Origin of the sequence: Pantoea sp. ANP04 (assembly GCF_041982285.1) — a bacterium.
Classification (GTDB): domain Bacteria; phylum Pseudomonadota; class Gammaproteobacteria; order Enterobacterales; family Enterobacteriaceae; genus Pantoea; species Pantoea eucalypti.
The window spans coordinates 131,025-156,711 of the sequence record NZ_JAUTYS010000001.1 but is presented as its reverse complement, the minus strand read 5'-3'; the positions used below and the strand labels follow the sequence as shown (position 1 = coordinate 156,711).

Here is a 25,687-nt window from a genome sequence, read left to right as displayed (position 1 = left end):
GGATTTGTGTCGATTACTGTTAATGAATGTTGAAATATGAAGCTATTCTCTGAACTGGCTTACCTGAGATTGAAAATTTGAAGCTGTAAGCATAGGCGGGATTCCCCGCCTATGCTTCTGATTAACGTCAATGCGACAGAGTCAGTCAAATCCCTGAACATTACAGGGTGTTCGCCTGATGTTTTTATTTCTGTCAGTCTCCATACGCGTAAGCGGTGGTCTGGACGGTATAGGTATCAGGTTTCACGTTCTGCGTCCCGCTTAATGTAACATTGTAAGTTGATACGCCGTTGGTGGCAGTGCTGTATAAAATGTAATCGGTGTCGGTGTTACATGTCAAACCTAACTCTGTGCAACGAGTAAAGCCAGTAGAGCCAGGAGTATCAGAAGGCCTGAGTATTGATACAAGAATGGCGTTATTGCTGTCGTTTTTGCCTTTAATATTTAATGGGAACTGGGGTGTGCCGTTACCAGACCCTGTTAATGACCCGGGCATACCGAAAGCTATGTAATGACGAGAGGCGCCGCCTGTCGAAGTGATGGTACCATTTGCCAGCACTTTTCCACTATTATGAGTCCCGTCCGACAGACCCGACACCGGTGTCAAAACGTTAGAAACAGTGAGCGGAGAAGTAAAAGTAATGTCGGCCGACGTAGTACTGGCTTCGGACAGCGCTGCGATTGCTGCGTGGGATGAAATACCCGCGATGATTATCGCTGCTGCCGCTGAGGTTTTGATGTTTAAAAATTTCATATCTCTATCCTTTGTTGTGTTGAATTAACGACTGCAGTCGTCCCTAAAAGTCGTAGACAGTGCGTCTACCCGACCATCGAGGCATATGTGCCACCGATGGCTCCCCGTCACCAAAAATGTCAGTGACGTGGTATTCGTGAAATCTCTATATAGCGCCCGGCTGTTGCACGTTACTGAGTGACCACCTGACCAGCGATGTTTAAAGAGTAGGTATCCGCTTTCACCCTCTGGTCGCCATCCGCCAGAATGTCAAAAACCATTCTGTCTTCGCCGGTATGCACGGTTATCACCTGCATGTCCGCCATTTCCGTTACCACCTGTTGCTGTGGCACCAGACGCACCCGCAACTGATGCGCCGGATTCTGCTGGCCTGTCAGCACATAACGTCCTCCCTGCTGGCCGGATACAGCCTGCTCGCTCCGGAGCTGAAAGCCCGTATGGATGTCGTAGCTGACCAGCGTGCCCCTGCCGAGCTTTGTGCCGTCTCTGACAGCACCCGCCTGCAGGCCATGGTTCATCTGCAACACCAGTTGCGGGCTACCCGTCGCGACAGCCGGAGCGCTGCTGGCCATGACTGTCAAAAGCGCTGCCGCTATCAGATACAATCTTTTTCTGTTCATCATTCCCCTTCTCCGGGTGATGTTTCTGTTCAGTTTTTTCGGGAGCCGGTAACTGCTTTCAGCGACAAACTGCCTCTGACAGATACAGCCCTGCTGGCCCTGGTTTTTCCGGCAGACGGTAATCAGCCCGGCACTGTTGCTTCTCTCCCCATCTCGCCATCAGGGCACCTTTTCCGTTCAGTCCGGACAGATACACCTGCCCGGCTTCACCGGTAATGCCACTGCCTGATGACGCCTGGTTTTCCGGGGTAACCAGTGCCCCAAAAGGAACCGGTTTACCGTCCGGACGTATCAGTGTCACCAGCGCCCGCCGGCCAATATGCGTGATAAAGGTGGCCGGGATAACCGCGCCCTGCGTCGGCACTACCGTCACGTCCGTCTGTTTTATTTCTGCATCAGCCGAAAGACGAGCAGGGTCCAGGCTGACAATATTCTTCCGGTAAGGCTGCAGGCCTGACTGTGTGGTGTAGCCACGAAAATCGGTTTTCACTCCCGGCCAGCCGCCAACAGCCACTCCGGAGGCACCCGGCGCTTCCACCAGTGCCACGGTATCGTTCAGCGTCTGCCCTGCGGTGACATTACTGCGGGTAATCACGATGCCGCCTGACGCATCCAGTCCTGTCTGCCGGTAAGACGGACTGTAGCCGTAACGGCCATTCAGCTGGCCGTAGCCCCCGCTCCAGCCAAGGTTCAGGTCGCTGTCGTTGCGGTCTCCGCTCACCGCCCCCGAACGTTGACGCTGGTTCACATTCCACTGCAACTGGCGGTCATACGCCTGACCACTGAGCCCCACCTGCTGTGTATTGCCGCCGGATGAAGGCGACGTCATCTGATAGGTCGCCTGGGTTGCCCCACCAGGCCAGCGGTCCAGTGGAATACTGACCATCATGTTAATCAGCCGGTTATCCTGCCATTTACTGCCGCTGTTCCGGTTACGGTTCTGCGTCGCATTCAGCGACAGGGAAACGCCGCGTATACTGACGCCATAGCCGGCACTGAACGACTCTGTACTCCCTTGCCCGTTGCCGTAACTGTTGCGAGAACCGCTCAGGCTGAGACTCCCCAATCCGCCCAATGACTGACTGAGCGTCAGGGTTGTCTCAGACCGGCGTTGTGCGTCACTGCCGGCTGGGTTTTCCTGCCGATAGCTGTCCATTACCTCAGACAGCGTGCTGAAACCGGATGCGTCATAGCGGGTATGGGACAGATCAAGCGAGGTGTTGGTTACCTCAACGCGCTTGCTGTAGCGCAGCCGTCCGTATCCCCCCGTTTCACTTTCACGCTCTTTCTTCTGCCCACGGCCGTGAGTCCCATCCAGAGATACCGCGCCCCACGACCCGAGCAACATACCCAGCCCCGCAGTCGTCGCCTGATAGCGCTCCGCGCCCTGCAAACCGCCGTATAGGGTCAGGCTCCACGGCAGGCCATACATAACAGTGGCCTGTGCAACCAGAGGCGAATCAACCGTGTTATCTGATGCCCGATACTGCCCGGCCATCAGGTTGTACACGCTGTGGCCTTCCTGCAGCGCAATCGCCGGCGTCTGATAAGGGACGCTGAATTCCTGAGTAGTGCCGTCGGCTTCCCATACGGTAACCTGCAAATCCCCACCCGAGCCGCCAGCGGCAAAGTCACTCAGGGCAAACGGGCCGGGCGCTACCGTGGCGTTGTAAACCGTGTAGCCATTCTGCTTCACTTCTACCCTGGCCTGAGTGCGGGCAATACCGCGCACCACGGGTGAAAAAGTCCGCTGCGAAAAGGGCAGCATATTTTCATCCGAACCCAGCATCACGCCGCGAAAAGGTACGCTGTCAAAAATTTCCGACGGCGTGAAACGCTCTCCCAGCGTCAGCCTGCTTTGCATGTCATACAGGCCCCGATCAAGATAGGTATAAGGAGTCTGCCAGCGGCCGGTCTGTCCGCGGCTCTTCTGCCACGTCGTCGAATTACGTAATCGCCATGGTCCCCAGTTAGCGCCGGGCTCCAGCTGCAGGTACTGCGATTCATTGACATTTCTACTCCCGACCCGGGATTCCACATGGCTGGTACCGGTCCGGTAATTCATCAGGATCGCCGGGACTCCCTCATCCCACAGCTCTCGGGGAGAAATGCCCTTTACTTCAGGGCGCAATGCTATCTGCGGAACGCTCAGCACCAGCTGCTGTGCCCCGAAATTAAAATCAGCTCTGGCATGCGGAATAACGCGGATGTCAGCACAATCTTTGTTTGCGTCCAGGCCTTTGCCGGACAATGCCGGATAGTCTTCCGTCTTTATGCCGTAACGTAAAAGCTGCTTCCTGCTCAGGCAGGGCTGCAAAACAGGCATGCCCCGGGAATCTTCCTGCTGAACAAAAACCACTTCACGGGAATCCACCTGCTCACCATTGAGCAACACGTCAACCAGATAGGTTCCTGGAAGCTGCCCGCCCTGGTTAAATAGAGCGATATCCGCATCACTGACACCACCACCCAACTGTGAAGCATCAAATTCCCAGGTCCGGGCCATCACCGGCATTGAAAACAGCCCGGCAGATACCACGATGGCCACCACAGAAAACCGAAAATATTTCATTATCCAGGCGCCTTATTAGTGCAACGGCGACTGAAACGTGCGGCTCTCTCCACCTTCATCAGTGATAACCGTCCACTTCACCTGACCGGCAGCGCCTTTTGGCAGGATAAAGCTGCGGGAAGAGTGCGGAGCGACATATTCCCTATCCGGAATATTCATCTTCCCCACGCTGAGTGAGGACAAATTCATATAAAATGCGGAAGGGTTAGTTACCGTCAGCTTATCGCCCTGGCGTTGCCACTTAAGCGCGGATACGGCATCCATCATCGTTCCTCTCACGCCGGACGGGCGCACCAGCAGCTTAATACAGCTGTTTGCGCTGACTTCCAGGTTCAGCGTGACTGCTGTGGGCTTTAACGGTGTCCCTTTCTCATCCTGAGCCCAGACATCACTATCTTTAGGCGGAATACCGGTCACGCAAAGCCAGTGCAGCGTTTCACGGTCACCGGCCATTTGACCGCCGGTACGAATAATTCGCAGGCGGTTCTGCTGCTGTGCATCCAGACGGAAAACTGGCGGGGTGACAATAAAAGGCGCAGGTGTTTTTTTATCTTCCGCAAGCACCTTTCCCTGCACCAGTATGGGGTAAGCCTGCGCATTGGTGATGGATAAAGACGCTCCGCTGGAGTCCGGGTTATATATCACTCGTGAGGCACCAAGTTTGACCTCGAATACTTTGGTATTGGTGACCGTCTTCAGCTCCTGCGCAAAAGCCGGAGTAGCGCCATTACTGATTAATATCGCGGCGGCCAGTACAGCCCCGGCTGCCCTGTAAGTTTTTTTATTACAAAGTAAATACATAACACATCCCTATCAGAGGATAATTATTCCTGAATAAACGTAATCGTAAAATACCCTTGTTAATTTTTAGGTAAACGTAAAATTAACAAAGAAATTCATTTTAAAAATACACGGCCAGATTTTTAAGAAGAGAAAAGATTCAGATAAAAAGCGGCACAGGTAGTTAGCGAGCCCGATGAGCCACAGGTGGAAAGGGCAGTCGTGCAATAATGTTTAAATTTAAGTTTCATATTCAGTAATCCTCTGGTGTGTTTTCGGGTTATTTATAATGCCCATAAAGCATGTTGAAGAAATTACCAGGTCATTGCTTTTCACATTCATATAGATGGCGCGGATTCAGGTACATCTATAATCACCGAGCTGAAGCAAGATGCGTACCCACCTTAACCCCCACACTGGCCGGGGCTTGCTACCTCAGGATGGAAACAGTGTTATACAGGAAAACCAATAACGGAATGTAATTCGAATTTATCTGTATTTTTAGTTTAATGATCTATTTTTGTTATTTTTTTAGCTTAAACAGTCGCCGATTGTTGCAGGCTGCCCACTACCTGACATCCGGAGGAGAGTTTAAAAGAGCATCTCCTGCCGTGAATCTGGTTGAATCGTCGTAATTCCCTTCTGACAGCGGAAGGTTCAGCTGTGCGAACATACTCATACTTTCGTTAGCAACGGCGTTCCGACATCAGGACAATGATTTCCCTGAAACAGAGTCACTGGGTATCAACGCGTTCCCGTCCTTTTTATTCGCTTGGTTTAAAAATGCTACGTGCAAAAAGGGTTTAACTGTATTATGTTGTGAGATAAATCTGAGATTGAATTTATTTAATCGGGGGGGGATGTGAAGGTGTTGTATACCATTAATGGTTCAATAGTGTTTAATACGGATGACAGTACTCTCCGACATATACCGACGAAAGATACCGTTCAGATTAACCTGCCTTCGGCGCGATTACTGGCACTCATTCTTGATTCCAATGGCGATATTCTGACAAGAGAATATTTGATTGTTGAAGTCTGGGATAAACATAACCTCAGAGGGTCAAATGCAAATTTAACGCAATACCTGAGTATAATGAGACGTGCATTATCCGCATTTGGATGTGATGAAATTGTCATTACCATTCCTAAAATTGGTATTAAGTTAAATACTAATCATTCTGTCGTTAAATCCCCCTCCTTTGACGGAATAGAGTCATCCCCACCGGCTCATTTACCTAAGGCATTATTAAATAAACCTGGATCTTTTCTTTCATGGAAAGTCATTGTTCTTTGCCTGTATATCATTTCACCCGTTTTTATTGCAACTGCGGTGTTAGTCTTTAAAAACAATACGTCTTCATTGGATAATATCAACATTTATCTGAAATCAGATTTTCTTGCAGAGGGATGCGAGGTGGTTTTTGTTAAGGATCTCAATGAAAATAAGATGAAAGAAGTAAAAAGTAAAATAACTGCTCTTTTAGCAGAAAATAATTTAGTCTGTGATAAAAATAAAAAAATCTATTTTGATAACTATACGTCTTTTTCGCCAAAAGATGATGGCCGAACATTAATTTCGTATTGCAAGCTTGGAAAAGAGAGGAATGTAACCAGTTGCAATAATTTCTTCCATATTAACGAGAATTAATATGATGTTTCCAAACGTGAGAGTTCTGATAGCTATTTCAACTGTCTGTACGGCAATTCTTCTGGGTTTTATATTTTTTGGGTCTGAAAATAATTTAATATTGCCATTGAGATGTTACTCTTTTACCCAATACGATCTGGGTGGTGAGGGACAGACGCTTAAATTTAATGTCGCCCAGGATCTCAGACTATACAAGGACGGAACCGGATATTTTTTACTGAATGGACGGGTGTTAATCAATAATGAGGAAAAAAATTTAGGAAGAACCCTCATACTGAATAGGGGGGAAGTAAGGGGCAGTAATACAGCGCATTACTCTATAAGCCGCATCATTATCTCTCCCACTGACAATACAGATAATCCAACCTTTGAGAAGCTGTTAGCTGAATTTACCGGCGACCCGGAAACCTTACAACTTGATGTGATTAATGTCGGACATCATACTTTTATGATGGGAAGCCCACTTTCGTTTGTCTTTACCTGCGTGGCTTTTTAACTGATTGCATGAAAGCTCGCAGAACCTTTGCACTAAAGAAAGAACCAGGCACTGGCGCTATTTTCTCTGGCAGGCAGCAAAGGAAAAGGATGGCGGAAAGGCACAGCACAAATGCTAAACCGCTTCCTGGCTAACATCAGTGGGGGTCGATAGACACGCTATCTACAGGGCCGCCTGAGTAGCGCCCACAGCACATCGTTATTTGATGGTTCACATCTGAACCTGTCAGTGATTCACCGACCTGTAACACAAAAGCAAAAAGCCCGCTCAGGTTTCCCTGAGCGGGCTTTTCTAATTCTGGCTCCTCTGACTGGACTCGAACCAGTGACATACGGATTAACAGTCCGCCGTTCTACCGACTGAACTACAGAGGAATCGCTTGAACGGGGCGAATATTAGCGGCGTAGATCCTGCTTGTCAAAGCCCTGTTTACTGATTTGCGTTCAGATGCTCGTAAAAGCAGCGGATTGGCGGTTTTTAGTCACTTCTGATGGATTTTCAAACTGCCAACAGGATCTCACTTTGCTGGCATTTCTCATTAGATGTTAGATGCATGTCAAAGTTTTGTTATTTGCCGATGTTAAAACAAGCGTTTCAGTGCTTTTATGATAAAAATTTCAAAACGAGATCATATGGAACAAATGAACTGCTTATCATCACGGTCGTCATCATCGGCCAGAAGTGAAACGGCATTTTGAAACTAACTGTTTGCAGATCAAGTGATTGTGAAAAGGAGTGGTCGATCACAAAAATAGCCAGAACCTGAAGTCTTACCTCAAATTTTCCGAAACAGACGCCAGACAGGCTGGGTGAATGTAAAAGATATTTTTCATTCGTGGTCCGCAGCCACTGAGCAAGTTAACAAATAAGAAGGGTCCCTATGAACATTAAAAAAACGATTGTCGCCTCACTGTTAGCCTGCATGTTACCTGCCGCAGTTATGGCAAAAGATATTTCAGTGGGCGTCTCTATGGCGCTGTTTGATGACAACTTCCTGACCATTCTGCGTACCTCAATGCAGAAAGAGATGCAGAAAGATGGCGTCAAAGGGCAGGTTGAGGATGCAAAAGGCGACGTTTCACAGCAGCTGCAGCAGGTACAAAATTTTATCGGACAGGGTGTTGATGCGCTGATCGTTAACCCGGTCGATACCAATGCGGTGAAACCGATTATGGATCAGGCGAGCAAAGCGGGTATTCCGCTGATCTTCGTAAACCGCCGCCCTGGGGCTGAACTGACCGGAAAAATGGCTTATGTCGGATCCGACTCAGAACTGGCCGGACGCTTACAGATGGAAGCGCTGGCGAAGGCGATGAACGGCAAAGGCAACGTTGCCATCCTGATGGGTGACCTGGCAAACGAAGCGACCCGCGACCGTACTAAAGGCGTGGAAGAAGTCGCAGCTAAATTCCCTGGCATCAAAATCGTTCAGAAACAGACCGCCAAATTTACCCGTAACGATGCGGTGGATGTGGTCAGTAACTGGATGACTGCCGGTGATCAGATCAATGCCATCGCCTCGAACAACGATGAAATGGCGATTGGTGCGCTGCAGGCGCTGGGTAAAAACCCGGACAAAATCCTGATCGCGGGTGTCGATGGCACACCGGATGCGCTGCAGATGCTGAAGCAGGGCAAGATGGTCGCCACAGTATTCCAGGATGCGCAGGGCCAGGGTGAAGGTGCGGTGCAGACGGCAATCAAACTGGTGAAAGGTGAGAAAGTCCAGAAAATCATCAACATTCCTTACCAGCTGATTACCAAAGAAAACATGGAACAGTTTACCAACCGTAACCTGAAATAATCGTTCCCGACCCAGCTGTACGGAGGTGATGTATGAACGCGTTTGCGCTTGAAGCCGAAGGCATCAGCAAGTTCTTCCCCGGCGTTAAAGCCCTCGACAACGTCTCGTTGCGGGTGCGTCCGGGAACGGTACATGCCTTGATGGGCGAAAATGGCGCGGGCAAATCCACTTTAATGAAGTGCCTTATCGGGATGTACCGTCCCGATAAGGGCACCATCAAAATTAAAGGGGAGCCGGTGCAGTTTCAGGACACCATGGACGCGTTGCGTTCCGGCATTTCGATGATTCACCAGGAACTCAATCTGGTGCCCTATATGACCGTCGCTGAGAATATCTGGCTGGGTCGTGAGCCAATGAAGTTTGGTTTTGTTGATCACGCCCGGCTGAATCAGAAGACGCAGGAGCTGCTCAACCGGCTGAATATCCGCCTGAAAGCGGAGAGCATGGTGGGCGAGCTGAGCATTGCGTCACAGCAGATGGTCGAGATTGCCAAAGCGGTCTCCTGGGATTCAGATATCGTCATCATGGATGAGCCCACCTCCGCGCTCACCGAAACTGAAGTGGCGCACCTGTTTACCATCATTCGTGATCTGCGGGAGCAAGGCAAAGCAATCATCTACATCAGTCACAAGATGGATGAAATTTTTAACATCACTGATGAAGTCAGTATTTTCCGCGACGGCGCCTGGATTGCCAGTGATGAGACGGCGAAATATACCCGTCAGTCGCTGATTACGCAGATGGTGGGACGTGAACTGACCCAGCTGTTCCCGAAATTCAACAGCGCCATCGGAGAAGATGTCCTGACGGTTCGCAATCTCACCTGCAAAGATCGTTTTACTGATGTCAGTTTCAACGTCCGCAGGGGTGAAATTCTCGGCGTCGCCGGACTGGTGGGTGCCGGTCGCAGCGAAGTGATGGAGAGCCTGTTCGGCATGGAGAGCTTCGACAGCGGCGAGATCTTAATTGATGGCGTGCCGGTGACGATCGACTCACCTTCCACGGCGATTGAAAAGGGCATGGCGTTTCTGACCGAAGATCGCAAAAAGTCCGGGCTGTTTCTGGTGCTGTCGGTGATGGAGAACATGAGCATCGTCAACATGCCGGAGTACAGCGGTAAAAGCGGGTTTGTCAGCCATGTGAAGATGGCGCAGGACTGCATGGACCAGATCCGTCGCCTGAATATCAAAACACCGACCATGGATCAGATCATCAACAACCTCAGCGGCGGTAATCAGCAGAAAGTCCTGATTGCCCGCTGGCTGCTGGCGCAACCGAAGATTCTGATTCTGGACGAACCGACGCGCGGCATTGATGTCGGCGCTAAAGCGGAGATTTACCGCTTAATCAGTGAACTTGCCAACCGTGGCGTGGCTATCATCATGGTCTCCTCTGAACTGCCGGAAATCCTTGGCATGAGCGACCGGGTGATGGTGATGCACGGCGGGCGTATAACCGGCATCCTCGATAAAGAAGAAGCCGATCAGGAAACCATTCTGTCGTTGGCATCCGAGTGAGGCGCGAGACCACTATGAGCAATATGAAAGCTACTGCTACCCCGGCAGCCCCGCAGCAACCCTCTTTTTTCGCCAGCGTGCGTCATAAATTGCCGAAAGATACCGGCATTTTCGTGGTGATGGTGGGGATTGCGTTAATTTTTGAAATGTTTGGCTGGTACGTGCGTGACCAGTCTTTCCTGCTCAACACCAACCGTCTGATCCTGATTGTCCTGCAGGTGGCGATTATCGGGATTATCGCCGTTGGCGTGACCCAGGTCATCATTACCACCGGTATCGATCTCTCCTCCGGGTCGGTGATTGCCCTGGCGGCGGTGGTTGCCGCGAGCCTGGCGCAGACGTCTGACAGTCTGTCACCGATGTATCCCTCGCTGGTGAATATGCCTGCGGTGATCCCTATCGCGGCCGGTATTGGCGTCGGTTTACTGGCGGGCGTCGTCAACGGCGTACTGATTACCCGCACCGGGATTCCACCGTTCATTGCCACACTGGGCATGATGGTATCGGCACGCGGTCTGGCGCAGTATTACACCCAGGGTAACCCAATCAGCTTCCTGTCTGACGGTTTTACCTCAATCGGACAGGGTGCAATGCCGGTGGTGATTTTCCTGGTGGTGGCGCTGCTGTTCCACATCGCCCTGAAACATACCCGCTACGGTAAATATGTTTACGCCATCGGCGGCAACATGACCTCGGCGAAAGTCTCCGGTATTAACGTTAATAAGTATCTGATCATCGTCTACACCATTGCTGGTGCACTCTCTGGCCTGGCGGGTGTGGTCCTGGCGGCGCGTGTCAGCAGCGGTCAGTCAAGCATGGGGATGTCATACGAGCTGGATGCGATTGCCGCAGCTGTGATCGGCGGCAGCAGCCTGATGGGCGGCGTGGGCCGTATCACCGGCACGTTAATCGGCGCGGTCATTCTCGGCCTGATTAAAAGTGGATTCACTTTCGTTGGTGTCGATGCCTACATTCAGGACATCATCAAAGGGATCATCATCGTGGCGGCGGTCTCAATCGATATGCACCGTAACCGCAAAAAACGTTAATCAGCAGGCGTTGCCCTCTTCTGCATGCGGGAGAGGGCACTGTTTACTTTCCTCCCTCCCTTCGTCAGCGATAAGAAATCCTGCTGATAGCGTTTACATTTTTATCCTGCGCTTTACCGCTACGCTTCAGGCCCTGCAAGCCTTCATCAGGTGCAATACGTTTCCACTGCACTAAAACTGTACAGTCTGTCATCACTTTTATGCACGTCTGACTCGCAGCGTCTGCACTGTCACAGTGCGCCCGGGATCCTTACTCTCACTGATTACGCATTCCTGATCCTTATTAACCCTTAAGAGGTAATCAGAAACGCTTATTTTCCGGGCCGTTAGGAAAAATCTGGCTGGACACTGACTGCTGCTCTTTAAACCTGGCCTGCATCTTGCAAAATCTCTGTTATCAGGGCGATTGGATCAGACCCATTTCGCTATTCGGGGTGAGTGACGGAGGCAAGATGAATTTAAGACGACTAAAGTACTTTGTTAAAATCGTCGATATCGGCAGTCTGACGCAGGCAGCAGAAGTGCTGCACATCGCACAGCCTGCACTCAGTCAGCAGGTCGCGACACTGGAGAATGAACTGGATCAGCAATTACTGATTCGCACCAAGCGCGGCGTTACGCCAACGGAAGCCGGTAAGATTCTCTATGGCCATGCGCGTACTATTCTGCGCCAGTGCGAGCAGGCCCAGACCGCAGTCATCAACGCCGGTCAGGTGCTGAGCGGTCAGGTGTCGATTGGACTGGCACCCGGCACGGCGGCATCCTCGCTGACCATGCCGCTGCTGCAAACCGTACGCGATCAGTTTCCGGAAGTGCTGGTCTACCTGCATGAAAACAGTGGCAGCGTGCTGAACGAGAAGGTGATGAGCGGTCAGCTGGATATGGCGGTGCTGTACGATCGCGCACCCACTGCCGGAATTAACAGTATGCCGCTGATGAAAGAGGATCTCTTCCTGGTAGGCGCCACTGATTATCCCGGTGTCAGCGTCGATCTGGCCGATGTGGCACAGATGAGCCTGTTTTTACCACGCGACTACAGCGCCGTGCGCAAGCGGGTTGATGAGGCATTTTCGCTGCGCCGCCTGAGCGCGCGCATCATCGGAGAGATCGAATCAATTTCTACTCTGACCGCAGCGATTTCCAGTGGGATGGGTGTGACGGTATTACCTGAATCCGCTGCCCGTGCGCTGGTGGGATCGACGGACGCCTGGATGTCGCGCATCAACAGTCCATCGTTGAGCCTGCCGCTGTCGCTGAACATTTCCGCCCGTTTGCCGCTGTCGCCTTCCGCACAGGCGGTGAAGAATATCCTGCTGTCGCTGCTGAACAGGCCGCTGACTGAGGAGCGGGAGTTGATGTTAGTGGGGTAGGGGCGCTTGCAGCGGGCGGGTTCGGAATCGATCTCGCTTAGCAGCGGGCCAGGTATTGAGCTGATTACGCTTAGCAGCGGGGGCGGGTCTCGCTTTGCTGCACCTTCACACTGAGAAAATTACGTTGCGCGGTGCCTGCCCACTGAGCGGGTTACGCCCGCCAGGCGTTGGGGAGTTTCAGTTTGCCCGTGCAGACGGACGCGTCAAGGGGCGAACGCCCGCCCCTTAACAATCCCGGCGTCCGGCAGCCTGCGCGCCCCGCGTTGCGGGGTGCCTTCGTCACGCCCTGCGGCTCGCGGACCGTCCGGACGCGCCATCCCTGGCGCGAGCCGTCCTTTCGCCGGCGTCCTGTCGGCTCCTCCTTGCCTCCGGTTGTTCCTCAGCGCTTCGGATGCCTCTGGTAAACCCCTGCCTTTAATATCCTGGTTTTTATCGGACATGGCGTTGTCTGGTGGTTTGAAAGCCAAAGCTAATTTTGAAAACTATCAGCGGCAATGCACCAGCATTAAAAAGAAGAGGCAACATTTGATAGGGTGAAGAGCCATTCTTCCTGCCAGGCAGAGAGCCGCAGATAATCCTTCAGACTTACAGCGATGACGTACCCGACACAAAAATAAGAGATATCAGCGAGGGTAGAAGGCCATTCTTCCTGCCAGGCGGAGAGCCGCAGATAATCCTTCAGACTTACAGCGATGACGTAACCAACACAAAAAGAAGAGATAAAGCGGGGAAGGAGGCCGTCAGAGCCGCTGAGCGGATGAGGGATTTCAGGACGAGCGGCAGGGATGCCGCGAAGAGGCGGGTTCGCGCCAGGGATGGCGCGTCCCGCCGGTCCGTAAGAAATCCGGAAGAAGCGAAGGGACCGCGAAGCGGCGGTGAAGCAGGCCGGAGCCCGGGGTCAAGGGGGCGCGGCGACTGGCGCCCCCTTGTTGGTCGCCTGCAGAGGCGTAACTGAAACTCCCCAACCCGCCAGGCGAACGAAACCTTCTCAGCGCCGGTTCGCGCAGCGAACACCCCCAGGCACCCAGGTGCACCCCAGCCCGTTCGCGCAGCGAACACCCCCAGGCACCCAGGTGCACCCCAGCCCGTTCGCGCAGCGAACACCCCCCAGCACCTGCGTGCACCTCAGCCCATTCGCGCAGCGAACACTCCCCAGCACCTGCGTGCACCTCAGCCCATTCGCGCAGCGAACACTCCCACCCTTTATTCCCTAAAGTCATAAAGCCAAATTTTTAAGTATTTCCAGTTATCAATAATTGTTCTTACCATCAACGAATCAGATTATGTAAAGGGAGGTAAATATCGTGAATTTCCAGCAGCTTAAAATCATCCGCGAGGCGGCCCGCTGTGAGTTTAATTTGACGGAAGTCGCTAATACGCTCTTTACCTCTCAGTCGGGTGTGAGCCGCCATATTCGCGATCTGGAAGACGAGCTGGGCGTGGAGATCTTTATCCGTCGTGGTAAGCGCCTGCTGGGCATGACCGAACCGGGCAAAGCACTGCTGACAATTGCCGAACGCATTCTGGATGAAGCAGGAAAGGTAAGACGACTGGCTGATGTCTTTACCAATGAAACCAGTGGCATCCTGACTATCGCCACCACCCATACTCAGGCGCGCTACAGCCTGCCGAAAGTGATTAAAGCGTTCCGTCAGCTTTATCCCAACGTTCGTCTTGAGCTGAATCAGGGATCGCCACAGGAAATCGTCACCATGCTGCTGGCGGGTGAAGCGGATATCGGCATCGCCAGTGAAATGCTGGTGAATAACAGCAGTCTGGCGGCATTCCCCTGGTTCAGCTGGCATCACGCTTTGCTGGTGCCGAAAGGACATGAGCTGGTACAGAACCAGCCGGTCTCACTGAGCACGCTCAGCCGCTATCCTCTCATCACGTATCGACAGGGCATTACCGGACGTTCGCGGGTTGACCGTGCTTTCCAGGCGGCGGGCCTGAAACCGGATATCGTGCTCAGCGCCCAGGACTCAGACGTAGTCAAAACCTACGTAAAACTCGGTCTGGGTGTCGGGATCCTGGCCGATCAGGCGTGTGAAACCGAAGAGAATGAAGAGCTGGAACGCCTGGATGCCACGCATCTGTTTGATGCCAGCACCGTATGGCTCGGCCTCAAACGCGGTCAGCTGCAGCGTAACTACGTCTGGCAGTTCCTGGAACTCTGCAACGCCAACCTGTCACTGGAAGAGATCAAACGTCAGGCGCTCTCCTACAGCAACGACGATGAACCGGTTATCGACTTCCAGATTTAAAGTGCGCGCATCCAGCCGGATGCGCAGCTGTTTAGGCACGGCATAAAATTTCAAAACAGCGCGAAAAACTATTTCACTCACCTTTCTCACCCCGCACAACAACATCCTGCGCTGACCCGGCACGATAAAGTGGAATTAACTGACCACGAGGGGATGTTATGTCGCGATTAAAACTTACCGATAGCGATCTGCTGCGCCAGCAGGCGCTGTTTGCCGGACGCTGGCAGGATGCGCATCAGGGCGCCACGCTGCCGGTTATCGATCCCGCTACGGGCGAAACGCTGGCCACCATTCCGGCGCTGGGCCGCACGGAGACGGAGCAGGCGATAGCCTATGCAGAAACGGTGCGCATCAGCTGGGGCAAAACCACCAATGCCAGCCGTGCCGCGCTGCTGGAAAAATGGCATCAGCTGATTGTCGAACATGCTGATGACCTGGCCATCATCATGACCGCCGAGCAGGGCAAGCCGCTGGCGGAAGCCCGGGGCGAGGTGCTCTACGGCGCCAGCTTTGTGAAATGGTTCGCAGAAGAGGCGCGTCGAATCTACGGCGACACCATTCCTGCACCCAGCGAGGACCGCCGCATCCTGGTGCTGAAACAGCCTGTCGGGGTGGCTGCGGCTATAACGCCGTGGAACTTCCCGATTGCGATGATCACCCGCAAGGTTGCTCCGGCGTTAGCGGCCGGCTGCCCGATTATCGTTAAACCTTCGGAGCTGACACCGCTCTCGGCGCTGGCCCTGGCCGTGCTGGCAGAGCGCGCCGGATTCCCGTCGGGCGTGTTGCAGGTACTGACCGGGCTGCCCACGGAGATTGGTGCGTCGCTAACTGAAAGTCGCACGGTGCGCAAAATTTCGTTTACCGGCTCCACCCGAATCGGCCAGTTGCTGATGCAGCAGAGCGCCAACAGCATAAAACGCCTGAGTCTGGAGCTGGGCGGCAACGCGCCGCTCATCGTGTTTGATGATGCAGATATTGAAATTGCGGTTGCCGGCGTCATGCTCAGTAAGTTCCGTAACGCCGGTCAGACCTGCGTTTGTGCTAACCGTATTCTGGTGCAGCGAAGTATCTATCCGCGCTTTACCGCACGACTGCTGGAGGCCGTTGCCACCCTGAAAGTGGGCGATGGCTTTGCGCCAAACAGCACCATAGGCCCGCTAATCAACAGCCGCGCCGTCGAGAAAGTGAACGGCCATATCGACGATGCGCTCAGTCACGGGGCAACGCTGCTGACCGGCGGCATCAGCCAGGGCAACGGCACGTTTGTGCAGCCCACGGTGCTCGGTGAGGTCACGTCCAGTATGCGTATCGCCCATGAAGAGACGTTCGGCCCGGTCGCGCCGTTGTTTATCTTTGATGATGAAGAGGAGGCGATTGCGATGGCGAATGACACGCCTTACGGCCTGGGCGCCTATTTCTTTACCGAGAATATCCGGCGAGCCTGGCGGGTGGCGGAAGCGCTGGAGTTTGGCATGGTCGGCTTTAATACCGGCGCTATTTCCCTGGAGGTCGCGCCATTTGGCGGCGTCAAACTCTCCGGTATAGGGCGTGAAGGGTCCCGCTACGGAATTGATGAATATCTGGAACAGAAAACATTTCACATTGGCAGTTTGTAATTAAATATTAAGAGAACGCCAGCCGGATCATCCGGCTGGCGTTTTTTTTTGCCTGATGCGCAACCTGAATTCTTCGGCGTCAAATAATACTCTTTAAAAATTTAAAGAATTTATCCGGGATGTGAGGCACGTCGGTAAACGGTGAGTCAGGAATCGAAGAATGAGCGGCCTGGTCACTAATATCCGCTTTGGTGCAATTTCCGTGCAGGTTGCACCAGCAGGGCGCATAAATTTTGTGAAGTAAATCATCTGTTTAATTGTTCGGCAATTCCGCAAAAAATCCCCCGGCAATACGGCAGAAAATTTTTTTGCGCTGTTTTAAACGCATTTTTATTTTTTGCCCGGCTGGCATACTTTCTGCATTAGCTTATTAACGCCACAGAAATCGGCCAGTGAAAACGCTAATAAAACAGCAACTGATGGGTGTAACAAATAAGGATTTTTCCATGTTAAGTTTCGACCCTGAAAAAGTTTCTCTTCCGGCTGGCCATTATATTGGCGGCCAGCACTGCCAGAGCCAGGGCGCATCATTTGAGGTAAAACGTCCCTCGGATGGCAGAGTCTATGCCACGCTGCAGGATGCGACGCCGCAGGATGTTGATCGCGCTGTCACTGTTGCGCATCAGGCGCTGAAAACCAGCGGCTGGTCCGGCTGTCCGCCGCGCGAACGCGGTCGCGTGTTACGCCGCTGGGCCGATCTGATTGAGCAGGACACGCTGCTGGCTCAGCTGGAAGCACTGGGTTCGACCCGTCCAATCAGCGACGTTGTGCTGCATGAAATTCCGTTCACCGCCGAAGCGATTCGCTTCTATGCCGAATGCGCCGACAAATACAGCGGTGACCTCTTTCCAACCCGTGACAGCAGTCTCGGCATGCTGATTGCTGAACCTTATGGTGTCATCGCCGCGATTACCCCGTGGAATTTTCCGCTGTCGATGGCGTCGTGGAAATGCGGACCGGCGCTGGCGGCGGGTAACGCCGTGGTGCTCAAACCCTCTGAACTGACCCCGTTTTCAACCGTGCGTATGGCTGAACTGGCGATCCAGGCGGGCTTACCGGCGGGCGTGCTGAATATTGTTCAGGGCAGTGGCGCGGTGACCGGCAGCGCGCTGGTGACCCATCCGCTGGTGCGCAAAGTCTCCTTTACCGGCTCGACCGTGACCGGAAAACGCATCATGAGCGATGCCGCGCAGCACGGTATGAAACCCGTGACACTGGAGCTGGGCGGTAAGAGTCCACAACTGGTATTCGATGACGCGGGTGACCTTGAGGTGCTGGCTCAGCGCATTCTGCGCGGCTTTACCGCCAACGGCGGGCAGGCTTGCGTGGCGGGCACCCGTCTTATCGTACAACGCAATATCGCCGATCCGCTGGTTGAGCGGCTGGCCCAGCTCTGCCGCGAACTTAAACCGGGTGTCACGTGGCAGGAAGAGAGCCGTTATGCCCCGCTGATCGACGAACGCCAGGGCAACAAAGTCTGCTCGGTCATTGAGGCAGCAAAAGCACAGGGCGCAGAGGTACTGGTGGGCGGAGAGCGTTTTGCCGACACCGACAACGGCTGGTTCTGGCAGCCCACACTGCTGAGCCACGTGGCGCAGGATAACCCGGCGGTGCAGCAGGAGATTTTTGGTCCGGTTCTGACAGTACAGACGTTTGACGACGAAGAGCAGGGGCTGGCGATGGCCGCCCATGACACCTATGGCCTTTGTGCCGGCGTGCACACGCTGAGCCTGCCTCGTGCCATGCGGGCGATGCGTGCCATAGAGGCGGGCACCGTCTGGATTAACCGCTATGGACGCTCCGGCGACTTCATTATTCCAACCGGTGGCTTCCTGGGTTCTGGCATTGGTAAAGATTTAGGGCGTCAGGCGTTTCAGGCCTGCCAGCGCCAGAAAAGTGTACTCATCGATTTCTAAGCGCAACTGACAATGACGAGGGTGTTACATGGCACTGTTTAAACCGAAATTCATCACGTTTGACTGTTACGGCACGCTGATTCGCTTCGATATGGCTGGCGCGGCGGAGCGTTGTTTCAGCGACCGCGTCGACCCGGATGCAATGCATGCCTTTACCACCGACTTTTCCAGCTACCGGCTGGATGAGGTGCTCGGCGCATGGAAACCCTATTACGACGTGGTCAGTAATGCGATTCAGCGCACCTGCAAAAAGTGGGGCGTGACATGGAGCAAAGCCGACAGCGACTTTATCTACACTGACTGCGCCAGCTGGGGACCGCATCCTGATGTGCCCGCCGGGCTGGCAAAAGTGGCTAAGGAGTTTCCGCTGGTGCTGCTGACCAATTCGATGAAAGACCTGATCCCACACCATGAACCGCGTCTGGGTGCACCCATCTACCTGACCATCACCGCTGAAGAAGCGGGCGCATATAAACCCCAGATGAAAGGTTTCGAATACATGCTGGATAAGCTCGGCTGCGGCCCGGAGGAGATCCTCCATGTCTCCTCCAGCTTCCGCTATGACCTGATGACCGCCTACGATCTCGGCATCAAAAACAAGGTCTGGGTCAATCGCGGCCATGAACCGGCGAATCCCTACTACCAGTACACCGAAATCAAAGATATCGGCGGCCTGCCTGGCGTCGTCGGACTCTGAGGAACACCCCATGAAACTGGAATCGTTCTGGCAGGCCACCGCTCCCGCCTTTACCGGCGCCGCCCGCGAACCGCTGCCCGTACAGGCGGACGTGGTCGTGATTGGCGGCGGTTTCACCGGCGTCTCGGCGGCGCTTAACCTGGCGCGCAGCGGCATCAGTGTGGTGCTGCTGGAGAGTGGTGACGTGATGAGCCAGGCCTCGGCGCGCAACGGCGGCCACTGCAACACCGGTGTAGCGCAGAACTTCGCCTCGCTGGTGGCAAGTCAGGGTCTGGAACAGGCCAGCCGCTTCTATCGGGCGTTTGACGATGCGGTGAGCTATGTCCAGCAACTGATCCAGGATGAAGCCATCGACTGTGACTTCCGGCTGTGCGGCAAGCTTAAGCTGGCCAGCAAAGCGTCGCACGTGGCCGGACTGCGGGAGGCGTATGAACTGATGCGTCGCACTGTGGACCCGGAGATCGAACTGCTCGACAAAACGGCGGTGCGCGACGAGATCGCCAGCGACGATTTCCACGGCGGCCTGCTGCAGAAACGGGGCGGTCAAATGCACATGGGTAAGTTTGGCGTCGGGCTGGCTGAAGCCGCTGCACGAAGCGGGGCGAAGATTTTTCCGCATCACGCGGTAACGAAGTTAGAGCGACTCAAAGGCTATCAGCACCGGATACACACGGCGCAGGGCACCATTGTGGCGGATAAAGTCCTGATGGCGACCGGCTGCTCCAACGTCGGTCCTTTCCCCTGGTTTCAGCGCCGCATTGTGCCGGTCGGCAGCTTTATTGTGGTGACCGAAGCGCTGGACCCGACGCTGCTGCGCCAGGTGCTGCCCAACAATCGGACTTACGTCACCTCGCTGAATATCGGCAACTACTTTCGCACGACTGCTGACAGCCGTCTGGTGTTTGGCGGCCGTGCCCGTTTTGCCGTCAGCAACCCGACATCCGATTCGCGCAGCGGCGAGATCCTGCGCCGTGCCATGACGCAGATGCTGCCGCAGTTGGGACAGGCAGAGGTGGAGTACTGCTGGGGCGGCATGGTCGACATGACCGCCGACCGTCTGCCGCACGCGGGTGAACAGGATGGTCTGTTCTATTCGCTGGGCTACAGCGGTCACGGCACGCAGATGTCGGTGTGGATGGGGCGAGTGATGGCCGATCTGCTGACCGAAAAGCGCACTGAAAATCCCTGGCAGCGCGACACATGGCCCGCGCTACCCGGTTATCACGGCAAGCCATGGTTTTTACCGCTCGCAGGACTCTATTACAAAGCAAAGGATCGCCTTTCATAACGTCCCGTCGGATGCTGGCCGCCAGGTCACCAGCACCGCCAGAACATCATTCCCGGTTCGCCTGACTATTGAGGGTAGAGAGATGAGTAAATTTGATAATAACGATGCTGATGCGGTAAATCCGGCACTGACGCGCATGATCACTGAAGGCTCACTGTCACGTCGCAGCCTGATGAAAATCCTCTCCGCGGGAGCGGCGATGAGCAGCGGCCTGATCGGTTTTTCAGGGAAAGCACTGGCGGATGACAAGCCGGTTAAAGGCGGAAAACTGCGGGCAGCGATGTCGAATGCGTCAGCCACCGACACGCTCGATCCTGCCAAAAGTAACAACAGTGCGGATTACACCCGTCAGTTTATGTTCTACAGCGGCCTGACCGAACTGGATAAAAACCTGATGGCGAAACCGGCGCTGGCCGAATCGATTGAATCCAGCGACGGCATCACCTGGCATATCAAACTGCGTAAAGGGGTGACCTTTCACGATGGCAAACCGCTGACCGCGAAAGATGTGATCTTCTCGCTCAGCCGCCACAAAGATCCTGCCATCGCCTCTATCGCTTTTAAGCTGGCCGATCAGTTTAAATCGTTCAGTGCGGTGAATGACAATGAGGTGCAGCTGGAGCTCAACAGTGCCAACTTCGATGTCCCTTACATGCTGGCAACGCCACCGTTTTTAATTGTGAAGGATGGCACCACCGATTTCAGCAAAGGCATCGGCACCGGTCCCTTTGTCTGCAAAACGTTTATGCCGGGGACGCGCACCATCGGCACGAAAAATCCCAACTACTACAAGCCCGGACTGCCCCATCTGGATGAGGTGGAATTGATTGGTGTCACCGACGGTGCGGCACGCGTCAATGCCCTGATGTCGGGCGATCTGCAGATAGTGTCGACACTGACCGCCGCTGACTGCAAGCGCCTTAAAGGCAGCAATGAATTTGGTGTGCTGGAGAGTAAATCGGGCATGTATACCAACCTGATCATCCGCACCGATGTTAAGCCAGGTAACAACGAAGATTTCGTGCTGGCAATGAAATACCTGCAGCCGCGCGAAATGCTGGTGAAAACGGTACTGCAGGGATACGGCGACGTCAGTAATGACACCCCGGTTCCGCCGTGGCATCCGCTTTACAACGCCGACCTCAAGCCGCGCCCGCTCGACGTTGAAAAAGCGAAATTTCATATCAAAAAGGCAGGCATGACAGGCTCCACGGTAGAGATCATCACCACGCCGAATATCGAAGGCGCGAACGAAGGCGGACAGCTGATTCAGCAGATGGCGCGTGGGGCGGGTCTCAACGTGAAAGTACGCCGCGTGCCCTATGACGGTTACTGGTCTTCGCACTGGATGAAAGATCCGATCGGATATGGCTCGATAAACCCGCGTCCAACGCTCGATATGCTCTTTTCTCAGTTCTACCTCTCTACGGCCCCGAACAACGAATCGGGCTGGAAAAATCCCCAGTTTGATCAGCTGGTGGTCGCCGCACGCGGTGAGCGCGATCAGGCAAAACGCAAGCAGATGTATGGCGACATGCAGGCCCTGATCTATGACCACTGCGGCACGATTATCCCCACCTTTATCAGCTCCACCGATGGTTATAACAGGAAGGTTAAAGGGGTAGAGGCCTGGCCGTCGGGCATGATGATGGGTTATCGCTTCCATGAGTTTGCGTGGCTGTCAGCCTGATCCCCGCCTGGCCCAACAGGCTCTTTTAAGGAGTACGCCGATGAACCGATACATGATGTTCCTGATTGCCCGGCGGATTGGCGCCGGCATCCTGACTTTGCTTATCGTCTCGGCGGTGGTGTTTTTCATCACCAGCCTGCTGCCGGGTGACGCGGCACAGATGATCCTCGGCCAGAACGCCACGCCGGAAACGGTGGCGGCGTTACGGCAGCAACTGGGTCTCGATCAGCCTTTGCTGATGCGCTATATCCACTGGCTGACCGGCATGGTGCAGGGAGATTTCGGCACCTCGTTTGCCAGCCATCTGCCGGTCTCACAGCTGGTGGCGCAGCGTATCCCCGCCACCTTTGAACTGGCGGGTATCACCACGCTGATCTGCGTGCCGATGGCGCTGATCATCGGCATCATCGCGGCGATGAATCGCGGTTCCCGGCTCGATCGGGCACTGGTTATCGGCACGATGGCGACGGTTGCGGTACCGGAATTTCTGGTGGCCACCGTGGCGGTGCTGATTTTCGCCGTCAAACTGCACTGGGTGTCGGCGATGTCGTTCGGCAGTCCGGACAGCGACCTGCTGAGCTACCTCAAAGCATACGCGCTGCCGGTGCTGACACTCTGCTGCGTGCTGGTGGCGCAGATGGCACGCATGACGCGAGCCGCCATTATCAATCAGCTCGACAGCCCCTATCTGGAGATGGCGCTGCTGAAAGGGGTGTCGCCGCTCCGCGCCGTGCTGCGCCACGCGCTGCCCAATGCGGTCGGCCCTATCGCCAACGCGATTTCACTCAGTCTCTCCTATCTGTTTGGCGGAGTGATCATCATCGAAACCATCTTCAGCTATCCCGGTCTGGCCAGCCAGTTGGTGGATGCGGTCAGTAACCGCGACCTGCCGGTGGTGCAGCTCTGCGTGATGCTGTTCGCCGCCTGCTATCTGGTGCTGCTGCTGGCGGCCGACATTCTGACTATCGCCTTTAACCCGAAATGGAGAAGCGCATGAATACTCTCTTGTTGCCCTGGCGTTTCTTTCAGTCTCTTTCCTGGTCAGGTCGGCTGGGTCTGATGATGTCGCTGTTCTGGCTTCTGATGGCGGTATTCGGCACATCGCTGGCGCCACACAGCATTGATGACATCGGCGGCGGCCCGCTGATGGGTGACCTGACGGCGGATAACCTGCTGGGCACCGACTATCTGGGACGCGACATGCTGAGCCGTATTCTCTACGGCGCGAAATTCTCTATCGGCCTGGCACTGAGTGCGGCGCTGCTGGCCAGTCTGATCGGCACGCTGCTGGCGCTGCTGGCCGCGGTCACGGGACGCTGGCTGGAGGAGTTACTGGGCCGTGTCAATGACGCGCTGCTGGTGCTGCCAGGCAAAGTGCTGTCGCTGATGATCGTCGCGGTATTTGGCTCCTCGCTGCCGATGCTGATCCTGACGGCGGTTTTCACCTACTGGCCGGGTGCATTTCGTATCGCTTTTGCCATGGCCAGCTCGCTGCGCAGCATGGATTACGTCCGTGCTTCACGGCTGCGGGGCGAAAGCCGCTGGTATATCGCCATTCACGACATCCTGCCTAACATGGTGCACCCGATGCTGACGGACTTTGGCCTGCGCTTTGTCTATATCGTGCTGCTGCTGAGCGGGCTGAGTTTCCTCGGTCTGGGCGTTCAGCCGCCGTATGCCGACTGGGGCACGCTGGTGCGTGAAAATATGCAGGGGCTATTTGACGGTTCGCCTGCCGTCCTGATGCCCGCGCTGGCGATTGCCAGCCTGACCATTGGCGCCAACCTGTTTATAGACAGCCTTCAGGCGATGCGTCCGATGACGCTGGCGAAGGAGGGAGCATGAACGTGACACCACATACCGCCATGCCAGTGATATCGGTGGATAAACTGCGCGTCACCGCGCAGACCGATCGCGGCGAAGAGATTGACCTGGTTTCCGACATTCATTTTACCGTGCAGAAGGGAGAGGTGCTGGCGCTGATTGGCGAATCCGGCTCAGGTAAAACCACCATCGCCATGGCACTGATGGGCTATGCCCGCAGCGGTTGCCGCATTGCCGACGGTAACATTCACGTTGCTGGCACCGATGTTAACAGCCTGACGCCAGGCCAGTTACGCGCCTTTCGCGGCAACAACGTCGCCTATATCGCCCAGAGCGCGGCGGCATCGTTTAATCCGGGCATGAAGATTCTCGATCAGGTCATTGAGCCGGTGGTTATTCACGGCACCCTGACGCGCAAAGCGGCGAAAGAGAAGGCCATAGGCCTGTTTCGCGAACTGGCGCTGCCGAACCCCGAGACCATTGGAGACCGTTTTCCGCACCAGGTATCGGGCGGACAGCTACAGCGTCTGATGACGGCGATGGCGCTGATTGGCGATCCGGATGTGGTGATCCTTGATGAACCGACCACCGCACTGGATGTGACCACCCAGGTGGAAGTGCTGAAAGCGTTTCGCCGCGTGGTGGTGCAGCGTGGGGTCACCGCGATTTACGTCAGTCACGATCTGGCCGTGGTGGCACAGATGGCTGACCGGATTCTGGTGCTGCTGCGCGGCAAAATGGCGGAGTATGGCAGCACGGCGCATCTGATTGGCGCGCCTAAGGCAGAGTACACCCGCTTACTGATGGACGCCGCGCGGCAGAAAGAGCGGCCCAGCAACTGGTGCCCGGCCGCTGCCGATATTCAGCCGCTGCTGGAGGTGCGCGACCTCAACGCAGGTTATGGCCCGCGTGGCAGCGACGGCCATTCGAAAGTGCGCATTCTTGAGGAGATTAACCTCAAACTGTGGAAAGGACAGGCGATTGGCATTATCGGTGAGTCAGGCTCGGGCAAAACCACCCTGGCGCATGCCATTGCCGGACTTAATGCCCCCAGTCACGGCCACATCCTGTTTAACGGCCACTACATTGCGGGCGATATGCAAAAACGTCCTGACAACGAGCTGCGGCGCATTCAGTATGTGTTCCAGATGGCGGATACCGCACTGAATCCGGCCCACAGCGTTGAACGTATCCTGTCGCGACCGCTGACGCTGTTTCACGGCCTGAGTGGTTCGGCCCGCCAGCAGCGACTTTATCAGCTACTGGATCTGGTACAGCTGCCACGCAGCGTGTTGTGGCGGCGTCCCTGGGCACTTTCTGGCGGGCAAAAGCAGCGCGTCAACCTTGCGCGTGCGCTGGCGGCTGAACCGGATTTGATCCTGTGTGATGAAGTGACCTCGGCGCTGGACACCGTGGTTGCCGCCGCCGTACTCGACTTAATCAGCGAGCTGCGCCGTGAGCTGGGCCTCTCAGTAATCTTTATCAGCCACGACATGCATGCCGTTCGCGCGGTGTGCGACGAAATTGTGGTAATGAAGAGCGGTCGGATCGTCACTCAGCTGGCACGTAATGACTACGACAAGCCGACCAGTGAACTCTATTTCGAGCGGCTGAAACGCGCGGTGCCGGAGCTGCGTCAGGGCTGGCTGGATGAGCATGAAGAGATTTTAAAAGCAGAGTGAGTTAGCGCGCTCTGATTTACCCGCCTGCAGTGCAGTGATGCATTGCGCAGGCGACGTACTTACGCACAGCGGCGATATTGCCCTGCGCCAGACCCGA

General features: G+C 54.8%; 19 protein-coding genes and 1 tRNA gene. 15 read left to right on the top strand and 5 right to left on the bottom strand.

The annotated features are described in order from the left end of the window. Nucleotides 1-193: 193 nt before the first annotated feature. The 4 genes from Q7C21_RS00735 to Q7C21_RS00720 form a co-directional block, all read right to left on the bottom strand. The gene (locus Q7C21_RS00735; protein ID WP_192377729.1) at nucleotides 194-754 is read right to left on the bottom strand and encodes a hypothetical protein; all 561 of its coding nucleotides are present in this window, start codon (nucleotides 752-754) and stop codon (nucleotides 194-196) included. Between the two features lie 170 nt (nucleotides 755-924). Beyond that, nucleotides 925-1,377 carry an AfaD family invasin gene (gene afaD, locus Q7C21_RS00730; protein ID WP_008925995.1) on the bottom strand — a complete coding sequence of 151 codons (453 nt, stop codon included), beginning with the start codon at nucleotides 1,375-1,377 and terminating at the stop codon, nucleotides 925-927. A gap of 55 nt (nucleotides 1,378-1,432) precedes the next feature. Continuing rightward, the gene (locus Q7C21_RS00725; protein ID WP_370580573.1) at nucleotides 1,433-3,889 is read right to left on the bottom strand and encodes a fimbria/pilus outer membrane usher protein; all 2,457 of its coding nucleotides are present in this window, start codon (nucleotides 3,887-3,889) and stop codon (nucleotides 1,433-1,435) included. Between the two features lie 72 nt (nucleotides 3,890-3,961). Then, nucleotides 3,962-4,747 carry a fimbria/pilus periplasmic chaperone gene (locus Q7C21_RS00720; RefSeq protein ID WP_192377727.1) on the bottom strand — a complete coding sequence of 262 codons (786 nt, stop codon included), beginning with the start codon at nucleotides 4,745-4,747 and terminating at the stop codon, nucleotides 3,962-3,964. Between the two features lie 847 nt (nucleotides 4,748-5,594). Between Q7C21_RS00720 and Q7C21_RS00715 the strand changes: the two genes are divergently transcribed. Together Q7C21_RS00715 and Q7C21_RS00710 are read left to right on the top strand one after the other, a co-directional pair. Further along, on the top strand, nucleotides 5,595-6,377 hold the full coding sequence (locus Q7C21_RS00715; protein ID WP_008925992.1) for a winged helix-turn-helix domain-containing protein: 783 nt from the start codon (nucleotides 5,595-5,597) through the stop codon (nucleotides 6,375-6,377). A 1-nt stretch (nucleotide 6,378) separates the two neighbouring features. Next, nucleotides 6,379-6,873, top strand: coding sequence for a FidL-like protein (locus tag Q7C21_RS00710; RefSeq protein WP_008925991.1), 495 nt, complete (start codon nucleotides 6,379-6,381; stop codon nucleotides 6,871-6,873). Between the two features lie 298 nt (nucleotides 6,874-7,171). On the opposite strand, the gene Q7C21_RS00705 is transcribed toward Q7C21_RS00710, so the two are convergent. Beyond that, nucleotides 7,172-7,247: transfer RNA gene (locus Q7C21_RS00705), tRNA-Asn, on the bottom strand. A gap of 506 nt (nucleotides 7,248-7,753) precedes the next feature. Between Q7C21_RS00705 and Q7C21_RS00700 the strand changes: the two genes are divergently transcribed. From Q7C21_RS00700 to Q7C21_RS00640, 13 genes are all read left to right on the top strand, one after another. Continuing rightward, nucleotides 7,754-8,677 (top strand): sugar ABC transporter substrate-binding protein, encoded by a 924-nt coding sequence (locus Q7C21_RS00700; RefSeq protein ID WP_003852592.1) that lies wholly within the window; start codon nucleotides 7,754-7,756, stop codon nucleotides 8,675-8,677. Between the two features lie 32 nt (nucleotides 8,678-8,709). Continuing rightward, nucleotides 8,710-10,194 carry a sugar ABC transporter ATP-binding protein gene (locus Q7C21_RS00695; protein WP_003852594.1) on the top strand — a complete coding sequence of 495 codons (1,485 nt, stop codon included), beginning with the start codon at nucleotides 8,710-8,712 and terminating at the stop codon, nucleotides 10,192-10,194. 23 nt (nucleotides 10,195-10,217) lie between these two features. Then, nucleotides 10,218-11,243 carry an ABC transporter permease gene (locus tag Q7C21_RS00690; RefSeq protein WP_375150326.1) on the top strand — a complete coding sequence of 342 codons (1,026 nt, stop codon included), beginning with the start codon at nucleotides 10,218-10,220 and terminating at the stop codon, nucleotides 11,241-11,243. A 452-nt stretch (nucleotides 11,244-11,695) separates the two neighbouring features. Then, on the top strand, nucleotides 11,696-12,613 hold the full coding sequence (nac, locus tag Q7C21_RS00685; RefSeq protein WP_140916213.1) for a nitrogen assimilation transcriptional regulator NAC: 918 nt from the start codon (nucleotides 11,696-11,698) through the stop codon (nucleotides 12,611-12,613). A gap of 1,304 nt (nucleotides 12,614-13,917) precedes the next feature. Then, complete coding sequence (cbl, locus tag Q7C21_RS00680) at nucleotides 13,918-14,877, top strand: HTH-type transcriptional regulator Cbl (protein WP_003853203.1); 960 nt, start codon at nucleotides 13,918-13,920, stop codon at nucleotides 14,875-14,877. Between the two features lie 158 nt (nucleotides 14,878-15,035). After that, nucleotides 15,036-16,493: an NAD-dependent succinate-semialdehyde dehydrogenase gene (locus Q7C21_RS00675; RefSeq protein ID WP_375150266.1), complete on the top strand. Its 1,458-nt coding sequence runs from the start codon at nucleotides 15,036-15,038 to the stop codon at nucleotides 16,491-16,493. A 446-nt stretch (nucleotides 16,494-16,939) separates the two neighbouring features. Next, the gene (locus Q7C21_RS00670; protein ID WP_008926926.1) at nucleotides 16,940-18,409 is read left to right on the top strand and encodes an aldehyde dehydrogenase; all 1,470 of its coding nucleotides are present in this window, start codon (nucleotides 16,940-16,942) and stop codon (nucleotides 18,407-18,409) included. Nucleotides 18,410-18,437: 28 nt separating this feature from the next. Beyond that, a complete protein-coding gene (locus Q7C21_RS00665; RefSeq protein WP_003852370.1) occupies nucleotides 18,438-19,106 on the top strand; it encodes a haloacid dehalogenase type II in 669 nt (222 codons plus the stop codon). Between the two features lie 10 nt (nucleotides 19,107-19,116). After that, nucleotides 19,117-20,394 (top strand): NAD(P)/FAD-dependent oxidoreductase, encoded by a 1,278-nt coding sequence (locus Q7C21_RS00660; RefSeq protein WP_375150265.1) that lies wholly within the window; start codon nucleotides 19,117-19,119, stop codon nucleotides 20,392-20,394. 82 nt (nucleotides 20,395-20,476) lie between these two features. Further along, nucleotides 20,477-22,084 (top strand): ABC transporter substrate-binding protein, encoded by a 1,608-nt coding sequence (locus tag Q7C21_RS00655; protein WP_003852374.1) that lies wholly within the window; start codon nucleotides 20,477-20,479, stop codon nucleotides 22,082-22,084. Between the two features lie 40 nt (nucleotides 22,085-22,124). After that, on the top strand, nucleotides 22,125-23,081 hold the full coding sequence (locus tag Q7C21_RS00650; RefSeq protein ID WP_003852376.1) for an ABC transporter permease: 957 nt from the start codon (nucleotides 22,125-22,127) through the stop codon (nucleotides 23,079-23,081). After that, entirely contained in the window at nucleotides 23,078-23,929 is an 852-nt protein-coding gene (locus Q7C21_RS00645; protein ID WP_375150264.1) for an ABC transporter permease, read from the top strand. Before Q7C21_RS00650 ends, Q7C21_RS00645 begins: the two co-directional genes overlap by 4 nt. Continuing rightward, nucleotides 23,926-25,590, top strand: coding sequence for an ABC transporter ATP-binding protein (locus Q7C21_RS00640; protein WP_039659902.1), 1,665 nt, complete (start codon nucleotides 23,926-23,928; stop codon nucleotides 25,588-25,590). The genes Q7C21_RS00645 and Q7C21_RS00640 overlap by 4 nt, the downstream gene beginning before the upstream one ends. The last annotated feature ends 97 nt before the right edge of the window (nucleotides 25,591-25,687 follow it).